This window comes from Mesorhizobium amorphae CCNWGS0123, assembly GCF_001686985.1.
In the GTDB taxonomy this organism is placed as follows: Bacteria; Pseudomonadota; Alphaproteobacteria; order Rhizobiales; family Rhizobiaceae; genus Mesorhizobium; species Mesorhizobium amorphae.
The window spans coordinates 190,090-207,615 of the sequence record NZ_CP015322.1; the positions used below are offsets into that span (position 1 = coordinate 190,090).

Genomic DNA, 17,526 nt, shown 5'->3' on the forward strand with positions numbered 1-17,526 from the left:
ATGCGCATCCTGCTCCTCTGCCATAGCTTCAATTCTCTGTCCCAGCGCCTGCATGTGGATTTGCGCAGAGCCGGGCATGACGTGTCGGTCGAGCTCGATATCCATGACGACCTGACGCGGGAGGCAGTCGCGCTCTTCTGCCCCGATCTGGTGATCGCGCCGTTCCTGAAGCGGCCGATTCCGGCGGATATCTGGCGCAAGACGCTTTGTCTGATCGTCCATCCCGGCATCCGGGGCGACAAGGGACCGAGCGCGCTCGACTGGGCGATCCTCTTTGGGGAAGCCGTGTGGGGCGTGACTTTGATCGAGGCGCGCGAGGATATGGATGCGGGGCCGGTCTGGGCGTGGCGCGAATTTCCGACGCGCCGGACACGAAAATCCAGCCTTTACCGCCATGAAGTGACGGAAGCGGCAGTCGGCTGTGTCCTGGAGGCGATCGGCCGCATCGGGGGGCAGATGGGCGCTCAGCTGCCACAAAACTGGGGCAAGGGCTCCACCCGGCCCGCCTGCCGCAAAGCCGACCGCACCATCGACCCGATGCTCCATACCGCCGAAGAAGCACTCAGGATCATCGACGCGTCGGACGGTGATCCCGGCGCGCTGATGACGATCGCCGGACAACCGTTCCTGGTCTTCGATGCGGCGGTCGCGGCGGGACTTTCCGAACGACCGGGCATGCTGATCGGCAGCTCGGGGCGGGCTGTGGCAATGGCCTTCCGTGAAGGCGCGCTCTGGATCGGCCATCTTCGTCAGCCGGGAGCAAGCAAATTGAAGCTGCCGGCGCTTCATCTTCTCGAAATCGAGGCGGGCCATCTGCCGGTGATCGATGGCCCCCACCCCTGCCGCTATCATGAGGAGAACGGCGTGGGTTTCCTCGAATTCCAGTTCTACAATGGTGCGATGTCGTCCGAGGATTGCGCTGCGCTGCGCGAAACGATCGTCGAAGCGAAGGCGCGTGCGCTGCCGGTGATGGTGCTGGAAGGCGATGCGGATTGCTGGTCGAACGGTATCCACCTTGGCATCATCGAAAACGCCGAGAGCGCCGCGTACGAATCTTGGCGCAACATCAACGCAATGAACGATCTCGTGCGCGAAATCATCGATTGCAACGATTGTCTGGTGATCGCCGCCGTGCTCGGTAATGCCGGTGCGGGCGGCGTCTTCCTGTCGCTTGCCGCCGACGAGATCTGGATGCGCGAAGGTGTTGTTCTCAACCCGCACTACAAGGACATGGGCAATCTCTACGGCTCGGAATACTGGACCTACCTGCTGCCAGCCCGCGTCGGCGACGAGCGTGCCAGGCGTGTAACCCAGGCGCGGCTGCCGATGGGCATCGATGAAGCGCTCGAACTGGGACTCGCCACGTGCCGCCTGCCCGGCGAGATGGAAATCGCCCGCGAGGAAATTCATCGCAAGGCCGCCGCCTTGGCGGGATCGCCCGACATTGCCGCTCGAATCGCCGCAAAGCGGCTGCGTCGTGCCCGGGACGAGGCGATAAAGCCGCTGGCTGCCTATCGTGTCGAGGAATTGCAGCGGATGCGAAACAACTTCTACGGATTCGATCCCAGCTATCACATCGCGCGTCACAACTTCATCCACAAGACGCCCAAGTCGCGCACGCCGGTTACCCTTGCCGTCCATCGCGACAAAAGGGCCAGCGCTGACCGCGGGATGAACAGGCGATGACAAATCCGCACGCCACCGTTCTCATCGTTGGTGACGAATGCTGGTCAAGATGTATGGCAAGCCGGCAGGTAACGCAGTGCCACAGGAACGCTTCTGCAGCCCCGCTGTGTGCACTGGCCCCAAGAAGGCCCGTATCGAAGGCGAACTCGAGCTGGCGCACGTCGGCACGTTGAACGCCCGCTTCGATCTCCCGCTTCAGACCGTATCCGGTGGGTCCAGCCTCATAGCAAAATCTCAATCGTACACCCGGGCGTCCGAGCTTGCGGATGAGGCGGCGTACTGACGCACTATCGGAGGATATCTCTCCGACATATCGAACTTCGCCGGTACGCCCGCTCTCGGCGAGCAACAGCATGCCGATCCTTCGAAGCATCCAATTCCCAGCCGGCGAGAGCGCCCCCAGCCAACTCCATCAGCCCGAGCGCGTCATCAAATTCGCGCGAGCCGCTCCTGGAGTGCCTGGCGATCGGCGACCAGATTGTCGAGGTGCAGGGACTCGCGCCGCAGCCGCGGTTCTTGCGCCAACCGTCGAGCCAGCTCCCGCGTGGCCTCCAGCATGAAGACGCCGCAATCATGACCGTTCTGCTGTTTGGCCATGCGCACTGGCCGCAGGCTGGCGCCCAGCCTTGCTGCGAACTCCGTTGCAATGGGGCGGTGGTACTCTCCCAGCGAGTCGTAGTGATAGCCGACCGGGTTTTCCCGGTCGCGGCGATCAACGAGCAGCAGCGACCAGTGGCTGCCACTATCAGGAACGCCAGCACGGCCATCGTTCACTGGCAGGAACAGGAAGTCGGCCGTATCCTCCTCATTCTGATTATGGACTATGCGCTGGAATTCGCCGAGTGCATCGCGCTCGGGGATCAAGCGCAGTTGATATGATATGAGGGGATCCACGAGGCGCGTCCGGGCAGCCAGATCCGGAGAACGTCCCTGCAACTCCTGGCCCAGGAGCCCGTAATCCGCAGTGATATGGGCGTCGGTCAGCCAATGGGTGGGGCCGAGCGCCAGCCGATCCTGCGGTGCGCTGCCCGAGCCAGAGGCCGGTTCATCCGTCTGGGCAACTCGAGCGTGAGGGGTGGGAAGAATGCGCCCGTCCGGCTCCCGCGCCGTGGAGGTGGGCTCACCGGTGACAGTTTGCGCTCCTGGCACATGTATCCGATCGGCTTCCTGTCTGGCAGGGCCGCGGTCCGCGCCCGCCTCGGGGCACAGGTGGGCGTGCAGGGCGCTCACGCATGGATCGACGTTCTTTCTATCTTGTTGGTGGGGTGGGACGACGGTGATATCGGCTTGTGCATAAAACGGCCTGCGCTCGCTCAACAATCTGGCGATCTTCTGCTCCGGGTTGGGGCCTTGCAGCAGCGGGCGGCTGGTATCGTTCCTGGTGCGTTTTTCGATCACGTCGAGCCTGGTGTCGAGCCAGATCGAGACCGCCTTCTCGCCGATCAGGTGACGGCTCTGCTCACGCATGAACGCGCCGCCACCGGTCGCGATCACGGCAGGGCCTTTCTGGAGCAGATCTGCGATCACACGTGCCTCCATGTCCCTGAAGAACGCCTCGCCATGGACTTCGAAGATCTGCGATATCGATATGCGGGTGTCCTTCTGGATTATCTTGTCGGTATCGACGAAGGGCAGCCGCAGCCGCCTGGCGAGAGCCGGGCCGATGCTGGATTTGCCGGCACTCGGCATGCCAACGAGCACGACCGGCCGTCCATTGAGGGCGGCAAAGATCTCCTTTGCGACCGGTGACCTGGCGGTCTGGGGTGGTCCTGGCTGTTCGGCCGCGCGCACCCCAAAGCTGGCGAGGCTGGTTCTACCCGTTGCCCCCTCTTCGGCTCCCCAGTGGGGGACGTCCATGGCGCCATCGGGGGTCGCAACTTGCTTGCAGGCTCCCCGCACGCGCTGGACGAGTTCACCGGCCTTTTCCAGTCCATCCCCGCCTACTTGCTGCTGAAGCGCGAAAAGCTCCTTGTAGGTATCGTGATTGTCAATCTTGGCCTGGTAGCTGCCTGGCGTGTGGAACTCCAGCTGGAAGCGGTAACCATCCGGCGTGGTGAGCACGCTCTGGATGCCGACAAAATTGGGATTCCGCGTTCTGAACCAGTTGGTGGTCTGGAGCTCGGTGTAGCCGCGCTCCTCGAAGGCCAGCATGGCGGTCTTGAAGGCGCGCGTAAAATCCTGGTCGGGAACTTCGAAGACATGGCGCACGGCGCTGCTGAGCAGCTGTACATCGCTGCCGGTCGGGGCGCTCATGCCGGTGAGATGGGCTGTCATGGAGGCTGCCGATTTCAAGCGGCGCTTCATATGAGGCATGTTCACCTGGATGCCGGCTGTTGCCAGGCTGGTGGCCACGCCGAGCGCTGCCGCGGTGATTGCCTCTTCTTCCTCCCTGGCGCGGGTAGCCTCAATGTTGGCGCGCCGGGATGCCTCCTCGCGGCTCAGCGTCATCGTTGCGCCGTCCGCGGTGCCAAGGTGCAGGCCAGACGGTTTGGGCAAAATGCCCTGCTCCGCAGCGAGCTTGATCGAGGTCTCCATGATTGAAGCCGCCAGCGTGGGATTGTCCTTCAGGTCCCCCAAAGTGGCATCGACATCGAACCCGCCCCGGTTGAGGGTCGCCGCCAGACCCTTGACGTAGGGCACGGCCTTCAACCCCGGCGTCTGATGCAGCAGCCGCTGCAGCTCCTCGCTCTTCTTCATGAACAGGCGGGCACCAGTGTCGGATTTATAGGCGTCGGTGCCGACCTTGACGCCGAGGCTCAGGAGATTGTTTGCGCTTTCGACGAGGTCGTCGGGATTGTAGCCATCCGGGCGCGGATCGATGCGCGCAGGACAGTGGTTGAGCAAAAGCTGGACGAGCTCGCGTGGCTGGGGAGTTGCCGGGTGGGCCTCGGCCAGATCCGGGAACAGGGCGCACAGCGCGGCACTGAGCTCAGGGTTAGCGTCGTTCACGCTTTCGACTGTTTCGGGCCGGCGTTGCTCATCCGGCTTGACCGCCCATGCCTCAAGGGCGGAAATGAGCAGAGCGGCCATTTCGCGGGCGACCGGATGTCTGGCGACCTCGATCTCGTGTCTCGCAGTGTCGAGTTTGTCCTGGATATCCTGCCGGCTCGCCTGTTCCTGGTCTAACAGCTCACGAAGGCCGTGCCTGAGCTCGGGGTTGACGCCCTCGTAGATGCCAAAGATGGCACGCTCGGCAAACCATTGTCGTGCCTCATGGGGCTGAGCCAGAAAGTTGCGCTGCAGGCTGGTATAGGTTTCCAGGACGTTCTGCGTGGCGGCGAGGATCTGGCTGGCGCGGCTGAACTGGTAACGCTCGCCGTCGATGGCCGGAGTGTGCGACTTCGGCGGCTTGAGCGAGCGCAGGCCGCGCGCCTGCTCCTTTTGATCGAACTCGCGCACATGCTCATAAAGCCGCGGCCGGTCGCCGAGTATGATGACGGTGTCGCCGTCGAAGTCGCCGTCAAGCTTCTTCTGTTCACCGGTCGGCACGGCAACCAGCGACCCCGGAGCAAACACCTCCGTCGCCTGCAGGATGCCGACACAGTCGAGCGACGTGTCCACCGTGACCCGGTCCTTGCCCTTGGTCCAGTTCGAATGGCACTTGACGTCCTCGGCAGACATCACCAGCCCACGGTCGGCATAGTCGGCCGGCCACATCTCGTCGGGGACCACGATCAGAATGCCCTTGGCAAAGAAGGTCGGGTCGGCGGCGGCCAATTTCTTCCCCGACTTCTGGGCGACATTGAAGCTGTATTGGATGGCCACGCACTGATCCAGGAACCCTGCCGTCGGGTCCCCGTCAACCGCCGACCTGACCTGCCCGGCGGCAAACGGGCGCAGGTTCGGCTTGTCATAGGGCGAGCGGCCGATCAGCACGCCATCCCTGCCCGTCAACGTCTCGCTCTTGAGCGTCGGCACGTGGACGCGGCCATCACCGGACGGCACGGCAACCGCGCCGGGACCGTCGATATGTCCGGTCGTCACGGTGCGAAACAGCTCTTCGGACGTCAACGCGCGCCCTTGTTGGCTCTCGAGCCAGGTCCTGGCCTTCTCGCGCGCCTCATCCGCCACCAGTTCGCTGCGCGGATAATGTTGCAGTGCCGAGGCAGGAACGGACGATCTCCTTCCCTCACCAAAGGCAGCCATCCGATCGGGGCCATTCCGGGGACCGGCCCGGCGAACAGCTGGCATGAGCGCGGCCAGCGAGGCCTTGATGAAGCCGCAGCCGTCATGCGGCCGCAAGGCGATCGGTCCTGCCTTTCCAGTCAGCTTGAAGGGATGCTGCTCATTGGCAGGGCGGTCCGGCATCAGCGACAGTTTGAAGGCGCCTTCCACGGCGTAGTCGTGAGGCCCCAGACCCTGGATGGCCGGTGGCGCGGCAAACCCCCGGCGCTGCGTGTAATAATAGGCCTCCTTGAACGGAGCCCAGGCGCGCGACAGCCTCTCGAAGTCCGTGCCCGCTGCCGTGTCACTATAAGGAATGGCCAGCAGCTTCCCCCCGGACGGCTCGAGTCGCCCGCCTGGCTGACGCGACGCGATCTGCGCCAGCGTCAATCTCGGCGGCTTCAACTTGCTGCCGCCAAACAGGTCCATCCGGTACGGCACACCCTCGACGGTGAGCGTGCGCGTCAGCATGAATGTGCTGGGCTTGCCTGGCAGTTGCACCGCGACCACCTTCACCGCCCCCGAGGTCAGGCGATGAAAAATCGAATATCGTGTCTCGGCCTCCGTGGCCACTGGTCGCCCCTGCATGTCCACCACCGGCAACTGCATCAGTCCCGCGTCACCCTGCGGCGGTCTGGGCTCGTGATCCATGGTTCGCAACACCTGATGCACGTCGAAGACCGATGCAGGATGCTGGGCGTGGACGGTTGCCGCATTCTGCTCCAGGAATGAATCTACCGCATCCAGCGGGTTATCGGCCTCGATTTCCGCGATCACGTTCCAGCTCATGTTGGAAAGATCGCGCTCGATAAGATCGCGGGTGCGGCCCAGGATGCCTCTGGTCTCCCGCTGCAACTTCTGCTGCCTGTTCCGCAAAACGAACCTGTCGCCCTCGACATAGGGGCGTCTATAGAGTCTCTCGAGGACCGCACGGGTCTTCAACACTTGATAGATCGACAGGGCGGGACAACGGCTCGAGCACGGTCCACGGGCCCGTTCGGCATCGCTTGCGTTGAGGTGCGCCTCGATCTTTTGCTCCACAACGGGTTGGATATCGTTGAGCAGGTTGAGTGCCTGCCTGCGGTGCCAGCGCAGCTGCTTGTGGGGGCTGCGCGCCAGCGGCAGCAGAGCGGCGCAGAGATTACCCACGGTTTCCAGGTTATTCTCGGCGGCAAATCCCGGCGCACGATGCAGTTCCTGAAGGCGATCCAACCCCGTGCGTGCGAGCAACCCGAGATCGTCAACCAGCCGGGCCTTCGCCAGCGCTTTGAAAATGTTGGTGATCGTCAGAGCGTTGGCCTGCTCCAGGCGATCAGTGGCATAGTGAAGGTGGTGGGCGAGCTTGTGCAGCCGGTCCTTCAGCAGAGCGGTCTCATTAATCTCTCCGGCGTCCTCTCCCTTCATGACGCCCCGCGCCAAATCATTGGCGATAGTGCCAAGCGCAGCTGTGGTAAAAACTCCGAATCGGAGGCTTGCCGAGCCGAGTCTGTGCGCGATGTCAATTATCGCCTGATGGCACGCCGCCTCTTCCGGCCACTTGCTGAACCCGTTTGACAGGTTCGCCATGTCCTGGGGAGTAAATTCAGAGAGTTGGTCGGCGCGGCGAAGCATCTCACCGGCGATCGCGACCGTGGCTTCGCGACAGTGGGTCCCGTCGAGCCATTTGCTGAAGCCGTTCACCAGGTTCGCCAGGTTCTGCAGATTAAAACCAGGGAGCTGGTTGGCGCGGCGGAGGACCTCACCGGAGATCGTGGCTATAGCCTCGCGACACTCCGCCTCTTCCGGCCACTTGCTCAAGCCGTTGACCAAGGTCGCCAAGTCCTGTGGAATGAAACCAGAGAGCTGGTCGTCGCAGCGACAGACCTCATCGGCGATCACGACAGTGGCATCGCGCGAGCTCTCCACATGCGGCCACTTGCTGAAACCGTTCACCAGGTTCGCCATGTCCTGCGGATTAAAGCCAGAGAGCCGGCCGGCGCGGCGGCGGACCTCCCTGGCGATCGCGCCTGTTGCCTCGCGACAATCCGCCTGTTCCGGCCATTTGCTGAAACCGTTCACAAGGTTCGACAGGTTCTGGGGAGTAATGCCAGATAGCTTGTTAGCGCGGCGAAGCACCTCACCGGCGATCGCGAGCGCGGCGTGACGCGTGTTCTCCTCTTGCGGCCATTTACTGAAGCCGTTCACCAACGTCGACAATTCCTGCGCATTAAAACCGGGCAGCTGGTCGGCGCGGTGATGGACCTCACCGGCGATTTCGGCAGTGGCGCGGCGATGGACCTCAGCGGCGATTTCGGCGGTGGCGCGGCGACAATCCCCCGCTTCCGGCCACTTGCCGAAGCCGTTTACCAGCGTCGCCAAAACCTGCGGGCTAAAACCAGACAGCTGGTCGGCGCGCCGACTAACCTCACCGGCGATCGCGGCTATGGCCTTGCGACACTCAGCCTCTTCCGGCCACTTGCTAATGCCATTCACCAGGGTTGCCAGATCCTGCGAAACAAAACCAGACAGCGGGACATCGGCATGACCGGCGTGGCGGCCGACCTCACCGGCGATCGCAACTATGGCGCCGCGACAGTCCTGCGGCCATTTGGCCAAGCCGTTCAGCAGGATCGCAAGATTCTGAATGCTGAAATCAGAGAGCCGGTCGCGACGAAGCAGCTCGCCGCCGATAACGACTGCGGCTTGGCGACACTCTTCCGCTTGCGGCCATTTACTGAGGCCGTTCACCAACGTCGACAATTCCTGCGCATTAAAACGGGGCAGCTGGTCGGCGCGGTGATGGACCTCACGGGCGATTGCAACTGTGGCGCCGCGACAGTCCTGCGGCCACTTGCTGAAACCGTTCACCAGGGTCGCCAGATCCTGCCGAGTAAAATCAGACAGCCGGACATCGGCACGACCGGCGCGGCGGCCGACCTCACGGGCGATTGCAACTATGGCGCCACGACAATCCTCCGGCCACTTGCTGAAACCGTTTACCAGGTGCGCCAATCCTTGCGAAGTAGACGCAGCGAGCCGCGCATCGGGGCGGCCGGGGCGGTGAATGATCTCGTTGGCGATAGCAACTATGGCGGGGCGACAGTCGTCCGGCCATTTGGCGAAGCCGTTCACCAGGTTCGCCAATTCCTGCGGATTAAAACCAGAGAGCTGATTGGTGCGGCGAAGGACCTCAAGGGCGATTGCGAGCGCGGCTCGGCGCGTGTTCTCCTCTTGCGGCCATTTACTGAGGCCGTTCACCAACGTCGACAATTCCTGCGGTTTAGATCGAGAGAGCTGGTCGGCGCGGTGATGGACCTCACGGGCGATTGCAACTATGGCGCCATGACAATCCTCCGGCCACTTGCTGAAACCGTTCACCAGCAGCGCCAGGCTCTGACTGTTGAGTTCTTGAAGTATGCTTCTGTCGTCGCGGCAGACTTTGGCGATTCTGATCATGCCATTGCGGCATTCCGCTATCGGGAAATGTCGGCCAAACGATGATGACAAGAGCGAAAGCGCCTTGGGGTCGACTTGGCTGATTAGCGCATGATCAAGCTGCGCCACCCGAGCTGCCATGGCTCTGCAGGCTTCTTTACCCTCCTGCCCTCCAGCCTCCCTGCTCACTGCGTTGCATGTTGTGGCATACCCCCATGATTTCCAGGCGTCGATATCTTGCTCCAAGTTTGGGAGCAATTCACGCGTGAACCGGACGGCCGCCTTTTTCAGAAATATCGCGTGGTTCGGGCCGTCCGCTCTTTGCAGCGCCTTATCATGCTGCACCACCGCAGTTGAAAATCGAACGATGCCGCGGGCGCCATTAATCTCATGCAAGGCGGCATTCAGTTGTTCTTGCGCGATTGCGTTTTGGCTGCCTTGAGCCGAGACATCATCGGTACGCCGCCTTCCTGCTCCTGCATTCAGGTTGGACACGGTTTGCCGACGGGGTGGGCGCCCATCTGCTTGCGAGCCTCCGGCGGCCTGATCGCCGCGCCAGGGCTCGCCGTCGGAATGCCAGGGGCTTTCTTCTGGGGCTGGCGCGTCATCCTCCAGCAGCCAGGAAGATGGACGACGACGCCCAACCGCACGCGGCAAAGCCCCAGGGATCACAGGGGGGGCAACTGAGGAGCTGGCAGGCCTGTCTCGAACGGCATCATTGGCAAGCGGCGGACTGCGAACGGAGGACGTCCCTTCATGTTGAGGCTCAGAGCGCATCCGAGCCACGATGGAAGCGAACGATGGGCTGCCTGTTCCAGGGGCAAAACCTGATTCCGGGCGCGAGCTGCTCGATCCCCGCGCGTTGTCGGCTCTCGAATCCCTAATATGCGACTTCCCGCCTCGGCCAATGCCTGTCACTATCCATCTCCGATGACCACTTAATTGGAAGCTTCGCGTTCGCGGCATGACAACACAAACCGCACGTGCCCCTCGGCAACCTCGCTCCGCTCATTCCAATGCATCCAATAGGGTCACCCTCAACGACGGACGACACCATCGATCTTTCGCCCATAGCGCGGTCATCCTTGGCGAGGACGCGCTTTGATCCTGCACATAGCCTCCGTTGCTGACATACACCTGACTTGCACCCGCCGAGACAAGGACATTGCAATGCGCTGGTCCTTTACTGATGTAGGCTCGCGGGCTTTAACGCCCCGGCGGTGATGGCGCTGGGGGCTTGGCAGAAGATGTCGTGCTGCCCCTCACGTGATTTTGTTCCGAATGCCCCAGCAAAAATGTTAACCGCAGCCAAGCCAGAGCAAGCGTATCGGATGTCCCGGTCCGTAATCTGGCGCGCCTCGCATTCGGCAGAGGCAGACGCGTTGACGAAGATCGGCAATATGCACCGCATTCACCATTCCGAGACTTGCCAGGCGTGGCAACTGATCGTTTGCGCGGCACGATTGCCCGCTTTCAGGATTAGATAGACGAAGGCGAATAGCCGCGTGAGCAATAATCGGTCTGTGCCGCAGTCTCGGGTGGCTCTTGCCATGGCGACGCAGCGTGCCAACCGATCCAGGGTGGATGATTTTTTTGATGACAATCCCTTTCGGCGGAGTCATCTTCGCCTGTCGGCGGGTTCCTCGTCGCCACGTTTTGTTTCGTTCAAGATCTCAGCCCGCGGGAGGCCCAGATGAGTGATCGTCTCAACCTTGACCCGGCCCTCTATCCGAGCGACTTGGAAAGTCTGAAGTCGGTTTTCGACCAGCTTTGCCAAGAGAGCCATATCCAGCCAGGCTCTCCAGAAGCCGAGAACATTGCCTCTGACCTGGTTCGACTTTTCCAGGGTGGACTTAGCGACGAGACCTGCCTGCTCATCGCAGCTCGGGCGCGGCATCAGGATTTGCGGCGGGCAGGCTGACCTTCCCTGCAGGCTCGCCAAATGCTAGGTCCCAAACGGCTCGTAGCGTAGCGGCATTCTGTTTGTGATTTCGGCGGCCTCAGGCGGCAGGAGTGCAATCCCGTCTGCCAGCGCAATGGCCATGAAACTGGCCGGGGATCCACGTTCAAGCATCTCAAGCACAGGTTCACCCGTTTCGGTGCGGCCGGAAATGCGGACAGCCACAAACTCGGTTCGGCCTTGCCCCTTTTTGTGGTTGAAGCCAGCCACCGCCGAGAACCACTGTGGCTGGGTTTCTGTAAGGCCGGCCAACTTTCGCAGGGCGGGCAGGACAATCTGCCGGAACGCCATCAGCGCCGCGTTCGGATTGCCCGGCAACCCGGCAAAAACCGTGTTCCCGATCCTTCCGACTTTCAGTGGCTTGCCCGGCCGCATCGCCACCTTGAGGACGTCAAGGTCGGCACCATGAGCCTGAACGGCCGCCACCATATGGTCTTCCTCGCCCGCCGAGACCCCGCCTCTGGTAACCAAGGCGTCACAGGACGTGACGGCGCGAGCGACAACGTCCGTGAGGAGACCTAGCCTGTCAGGGACCATGCCGAAGTCGACGATCTCTGCCCAAGGACAGCCCGCCAACAACGAACTGAGCATGATCTGATTGGAGTTGTAAATCTGACCGTGTTCGAGGGATTCACCCGGGTTTTTCAATTCGGTTCCGGTCGAGAGCAGTCCTATCCGGATCTTTCGAAGCACCTGGACGTCGACGATCCCCACCGCTGCCAACAAGGTTAGATCCCTAGCTGATAGGCCCCTGCCCCGCCTTACCAGTTCCATGTCGACGCCGACGTCCTCGCCAGCAAGACGGATGTGACGGCCACGACGGGGCCGCTCGCATATCGTCACGACATCGCCAATTTGCTCGCAGTGCTCTTGCATGACCACAGCGTCGAAGCTCGGCGGAACGGGTGCTCCCGTGAATATTCGAAGTGCAATTCGTGGGTCGAGGTTCTCAAGAGCGCGTACGTCGCCGGCGACCACCCGTTCAGCCACAGGGAAGCTCCAAGGCCCTTCCCTCTCGAAATCCGCCGTTCGAACGGCAAACCCGTCCATGGCCGAATTGTCGAACGGAGGCAGCGGAATGGGCGAGTGTATATCGGCCGCGCAAACCCGCCCCAATGCTCCGGCAAGCGAAACCGTTTCCCTGTATCGAACAGGTTTGGCGAGCGCGATGGCTTTGGCTACCGCCGTCTCGAACGGGATAGCTTCGCCACTCTGCCCGGCAGAACAGTCGGCTTTCAAAACAGGTTTAAGCGCGTGAAACACGATCGCTCCTCCCTTGCGCTGTGCTCAAAACGCATGGCCTAATGTTTCTAACCTGACACACTCTTGAGATAGGCGATGACGTTTTTGACGTCGTCGGGATTCTTGAGGCCAGGGAACCCCATTTTATTCGCCGGCACTTTCGCCTTGGGGTTGGCCAGATATTCCATCAGGTTCGGCTCATCCCATACGAGGCCCGCAGCGCCCATATCCTTCATGGCTTTCGAATAAGAATAGCCAAGGGCGGTCCCTGCTGTCCGGCCCACGACGCCTTTCAAGGATGGCCCGACTTTGTTCGCTTCGGTATCAGCGTTGTGACAAGCAGCGCACTTTTTGAAAACCGCCTTGCCGCCCTCGATATCCTGGGCCCGGACAACCGGAGGTAGTAACGCCAAAACCATTGTGGCACCAACGAACAGATATTTCACGTAGGAACTCCCCCGTCCTCTCCTTAGACATTGAGGGCGGCCGATGTCGCCCAGCTTGCTCCAGCGATTCATGCGTTTCTCCCATTTGGCGAAATGCCGTTGCAAACAGCTCTGCAACGCTTGTGCCAACCGTAAAAGCCGGCGATTTCACTACAGGATGCGAATGAACCCCGCCTCCAAGTGCCCACTAGGTCCGAAATGCGACCATGCTGCGCTGCCGGAGGTTCAGGAAGTCGAACAGCCCAAGGTCCCGCTCATTGCTAGACCGGGCCTGCGTTGTGAAGTGCTTGACGTGCAAAACAGGGTCCCTTTGGCCCGGCGGCAGAGCAGAGCCGGTACCGTAATTGCGATCGTCAGGGCGACGGAAGATTTCTGGAATGTTCTGCGTTGCATCTTGGTACCTCCCTTGGGTTCAGAAAAATTGCATGGCCTTCCGGAACTCGACTTCCGCGGGGCTTTGCACCGGCGCCAAGTCACTGACTGATGCCGGCCACCGGGCCCAGACCGGCGGGATGCGCGTTGACATAGATGGAATAGAGCGACGTCTGAGCAGTGATGTAGAGGCGGTTGCGCTTCGGACCGCCGAAGCACAGGTTGGAGACGATTTCGGGAACCAGGATACGCCCGATTAGCGTCCCGTCCGGAGCGTAGACGCGAACCGCATCGGCGCTGGAGGCCCAGATGTTGCCATCGCGATCGACGCGGAACCCGTCGAAGAATCCTGCCTCGCATTCGGCCAGGGTAGCGCGCGGGCGCAGAGAGCGGCCGTCCTCGGCGACATCGTAGATCTTGATCGCACGCGGCAGCCCCTGAACATGGCTTGCGCCGGTATCCGACACATAGAGGATGCTCTCGTCTGGTGAGAAAGCCAGACCGTTGGGCTGAATCAGATCGGTGATGACGGCGCTCACCGCTCCCGATGCCTCGTCGAACCGGTAGACATGGGAGCCGCCGATCTCTGGTCTGGCAATCATGCCTTGGTAGTGGCTATCGATGCCGTAGACAGGGTCGGTGAACCAGATCGTTCCGTCGGATTTTACCACCACATCGTTGGGCGAATTGAGCCGCTTGCCGTTGACGGTTTCGATGAGGGAGCGCCAATGCCCATCATGCTCGAGCCGGGAAATGCGTCGAGCGCTATGCTCGCAAGCCACGACGCGGCCTTCCGCATCGAGCGTATGGCCGTTCTGGCTGTTGCACTGCGTCTCGAAGACGCTAACGGAGCCATCGCCTTCGTCGTAGCGCAGCAGCCGGTCATTGGGGATGTCCGACCACAGCAAATGCCTTGCGGCCGGGATATAGACCGGTCCTTCCGCCCAACGGCTACCAGTCCACAGCCGTTCGAGCTTGGCATGCCCGATCGTCAACTTTTGGAACCGATCGTCCAGAATCTCATAGTCGCTCATATCATAATCTGGAGGGTTATGTGAGGTCGCATCGGTCGTCGCGGCGAGCTCGAGCGACCTCACATAAGCCGGATTGAAGTAAGGCGCGGGTTGTTAGCCGCTGTTATGGAGATAGTAGGGCACGCTGTTTGACGGCGATAGCGAATTCGTCGCGTGCAGCGGTGGCACGACCGAATTTTGGCTTGATCCGGCGACCTTCGCGAGCAGCTTGGCGGGCGATCGGTGGCGATTTTTGCGCTCTCAATGCACACTGTCGGTCTTTCGGTGTGACCAGGGCCAAGCGGTGTCGCGCGCAGGCGGGGCGCTTGGTTTTGCGGGCATATCGGAGGGGGTGCGGATTGTCGGAGTTCATGATGTATCGCACCAGAAAGATGATGGCCGGGGCGGCGAAACAGGCGCAACAGTGATCCCTGTCCTGTGCATGGGACGCCGGCAGTCAGGGCATTCGTAGGACTGCCTGTGCTGTGATTTGCCGGCCTGCTGCTGCCCGCCTGCTGGTGATGGCTGGTCGAGGAGCTGCCTGCAGAGACCGATCCGATCCCGTCGGTGACTATTGGCGAGAAAGCCGAAGTGACGCATGCGGTGGAAGCCGGCGGGAAGCACGTGAAGAAGAAAGCGCCGGATGAACTCGCGCGGGTCAAGGCGCATGATCTTCTCGCGGTCCCGACCATTGCCACGGTAATCCTTCCATCTGAAGGCAACATGGCCGTCATCGACCTCGACGATGCGGCTGTTGGCGATGGCAACACGATGGGTGTAACGGCCGAGATAGGCAAGCACCTGGTCAGGGCCGCCGAACGGTGGCTTCGAATAAACAACCCATTCGACGCGGCGAGCACGCGCGAGATGGCGGGTGAACGCCTCGGCGTCGTTGAGATGGCTGAGTTCGTTGGAGAAGCGGAGTTCACCGTGAGCGAAGACGTCGGCAAGGGCAGTCAGAAAGAGCCGCCGAAACAGGCGCGACAGCACGCGCACGGGCAGAAAGAAGCCCGGCCGGCAAGCGACCCATCTTGACCTGCCGGGCGAGAGACCGCCGCCGGGCACGACGCAATGGACATGGGGATGATGGGTCATGGCCTGGCCCCAGGTGTGAAGCACGGCGACGATGCCGATCTCGGCGCCCAGCCGCTTGGGGTCGGCGGCAACGGCCTGCAGCGTCTGGGCTGCGATCCGCATCAGCAATGCATAGACGACCGCCTTGTTGTGAAAGGCGATCTCGGCGATGCCAGGTGGTAGCGTGAAGACCACATGAAAGTACGGGACCGGCAACAGATCGGCGACGCGTGCATCGACCCACTCCTTGCGGGCCGCGCCTTGACACTTCGGGCAATGGCGATTGCGGCAGGAATTATAGGAGATGCGGGTCCTGCCGCAATCGTCGCAGGCATCGACGTGACCACCGAGCCTGGGTGTCCGGCAAGCTTCGATCGCGCCCATGACGCGTCGCTCGCCGCGGCCCAGATGACCGGCGTTCTCACGCCTGTAGGAACTCCCATGCCGTCGAAAGATGTCGGCGACTTCGAAGGTGGGGCGCAACCGATTACGATTCCGGCGGCGTCACCTCCAGTCGTAATCGATCGAGCGGACTGGCCGTCGACCGGATCGTGTCGGTGGAGACCTGGGCATAGCGCGCTGTCGTCGAGAGGTTGGCGTGTCCGAGCAGGACCTGGATGATGCGAATATCGGTCCCGTTCTCGAGCAGATGAGTGGCAAAGGAATGCCGCAGCGTATGGACGGTGACGTGCTTGGAAAGGCCCGCAGCCGCAACCGCCGAACGACAGGCGGAATGCAGCACCCACGGCTCGATCGGCTTGTCAGAATCGCGCCCGGGAAACAGAATGTCCCTGGGTCGCGCCAAGCGCCAATAGCTGCGTAGGATCCCGAGTAGTTCCGGCGACAGCATGACGTAGCGGGCTTTGCCGCCTTTGCCGCGTGTGATGTGGATCACCATCCTTGAGCTGTCGATATCGTTGGCGCGAAGACCACAGACTTCCGAGACCCTGAGACCGGCGGCATAAGCTGTTGTCAGAGCTACCCGCGCCTTCAAGCTGGAGACAGCCTGCAAAAATTCGACGACCTCGTCGCTGGAAAGAACTACCGGCAACTGGCGAGGCTCGCGCGCATACGGAATATGCTCCGGGATGGTATCCTGACCGAGCGTTACGCCATAGAGGAACCGGAGTGCGCAGACGATCTGGTTCAATCCCGACCAGGAGATGCCCTTCGACACGAGGTGAACCTGGAAGGCATGGATATCGTCAAGGCCCAGCCGATCGGGCGATCGGCCAAAATAGCGGCTAAACTTTGCGACTGCATAAAGGTAGGATTGCTGCGTGGCCGGAGATAGATTGCGGACTGTCATGTCCTCGATCATCCGGCGACGCAGAGGGCTCATCTCAGCCATCTGGATCTCCTGTCTGAAGGATGGGTTTGCAACACCCAAATCCTCTCAGACAGGAGGCGTCTCTCAAAGCGGGCACCAATTGCCGCGACTAGCGGCTTAGTTCAATCCAGGATTGATCTATTGGTCACTTCGAAGATTGCGCAGGGGCCCAGCCTTGCGGGCGACGGCGCGCTTGCGCTGAGCCAGCGATGCCGATGGCTACGAGCAGCCCCACGCCGTTGAACAGGGGGCGACAAGGAACGAGCCCGCCAAACTGCTGGATGCAGGAAATGTGCCAACGGCAAGGATGATGATGCCGTTCATCGTGCCCAGACATTGACGCGCCCGGGCTTGATGGTGGTCGAGCCAAGAAGGGCCCCGACGGCAAAGCCGCCATTTCGCCGCGGGTTTCGATCGATTGGCCGGCCAACGATCATTTCCACCAGGTCATCCGCCCTCGTGTCAGCGACCTTCTTCTGGTTGACCAGCCTGCCGTCGCGCAGCACGGCGACGCGGTCGGCGATGCGGAAGATATCGTCGAGACGATGCGAGACATAAATCATGCCACGCCGCGCTGCTTGAGCGGGCGGCTGGCGTCGAGAACGCGCTCGACCGTCATCGGCAGGAAAGTTGGCCGACAGTGATTGAACTCTCGCTCTACGCGCCAGCCTACGTTGAGGCGAGGAACTATGCCCATAATGAACCCTGTTGGGTCTATCATATTGTCTACTTTCCTTCATTTCAGCCATGCGGGTCATACAATAGGAAGCCTTCGCTGCCTTGTACCCGAGAAAGCCAAAATTCGTGCCACTTTGACCGGCTCTT

General features: G+C 61.6%; 8 protein-coding genes and 2 pseudogenes. 2 read left to right on the forward strand and 8 right to left on the reverse strand.

Annotated features, from left to right (window positions below; genetic code table 11):
• Nucleotides 1-1,686, forward strand: a complete 1,686-nt coding sequence (locus A6B35_RS30890; RefSeq protein ID WP_006206929.1) for an enoyl-CoA hydratase-related protein — start codon at nucleotides 1-3, stop codon at nucleotides 1,684-1,686.
• A gap of 178 nt (nucleotides 1,687-1,864) precedes the next feature.
• Here the strand turns inward: A6B35_RS30890 and A6B35_RS37620 are convergent.
• Together A6B35_RS37620 and A6B35_RS30900 are read right to left on the reverse strand one after the other, a co-directional pair.
• Nucleotides 1,865-2,099, reverse strand: a pseudogene (locus A6B35_RS37620) (hypothetical protein); the annotation flags it as partial.
• Nucleotides 2,100-2,115: 16 nt separating this feature from the next.
• On the reverse strand, nucleotides 2,116-9,759 hold the full coding sequence (locus A6B35_RS30900) for a shikimate kinase (RefSeq protein WP_244897189.1): 7,644 nt from the start codon (nucleotides 9,757-9,759) through the stop codon (nucleotides 2,116-2,118).
• A gap of 1,198 nt (nucleotides 9,760-10,957) precedes the next feature.
• Between A6B35_RS30900 and A6B35_RS35880 the strand changes: the two genes are divergently transcribed.
• Nucleotides 10,958-11,185: a hypothetical protein gene (locus tag A6B35_RS35880; RefSeq protein ID WP_085983187.1), complete on the forward strand. Its 228-nt coding sequence runs from the start codon at nucleotides 10,958-10,960 to the stop codon at nucleotides 11,183-11,185.
• A gap of 24 nt (nucleotides 11,186-11,209) precedes the next feature.
• Here the strand turns inward: A6B35_RS35880 and A6B35_RS30925 are convergent, their stop codons facing one another.
• The 6 genes and pseudogenes from A6B35_RS30925 to A6B35_RS34940 all read right to left on the reverse strand — a co-directional run.
• A complete protein-coding gene (locus tag A6B35_RS30925) occupies nucleotides 11,210-12,487 on the reverse strand; it encodes a molybdopterin molybdotransferase MoeA (protein WP_006206153.1) in 1,278 nt (425 codons plus the stop codon).
• A 47-nt stretch (nucleotides 12,488-12,534) separates the two neighbouring features.
• The gene (locus A6B35_RS30930; protein ID WP_040584132.1) at nucleotides 12,535-12,885 is read right to left on the reverse strand and encodes a c-type cytochrome; all 351 of its coding nucleotides are present in this window, start codon (nucleotides 12,883-12,885) and stop codon (nucleotides 12,535-12,537) included.
• Between the two features lie 500 nt (nucleotides 12,886-13,385).
• Nucleotides 13,386-14,318, reverse strand: coding sequence for an SMP-30/gluconolactonase/LRE family protein (locus tag A6B35_RS30935; protein ID WP_040584131.1), 933 nt, complete (start codon nucleotides 14,316-14,318; stop codon nucleotides 13,386-13,388).
• Nucleotides 14,319-14,666: 348 nt separating this feature from the next.
• Nucleotides 14,667-15,854, reverse strand: coding sequence for an IS91 family transposase (locus A6B35_RS30940; RefSeq protein WP_040581808.1), 1,188 nt, complete (start codon nucleotides 15,852-15,854; stop codon nucleotides 14,667-14,669).
• A gap of 4 nt (nucleotides 15,855-15,858) precedes the next feature.
• Entirely contained in the window at nucleotides 15,859-16,722 is an 864-nt protein-coding gene (locus A6B35_RS30945) for a tyrosine-type recombinase/integrase (RefSeq protein ID WP_006199609.1), read from the reverse strand.
• Between the two features lie 124 nt (nucleotides 16,723-16,846).
• Nucleotides 16,847-17,084, reverse strand: a pseudogene (locus A6B35_RS34940) (ABC transporter permease); the annotation flags it as partial.
• Nucleotides 17,085-17,526: the final 442 nt, after the last annotated feature.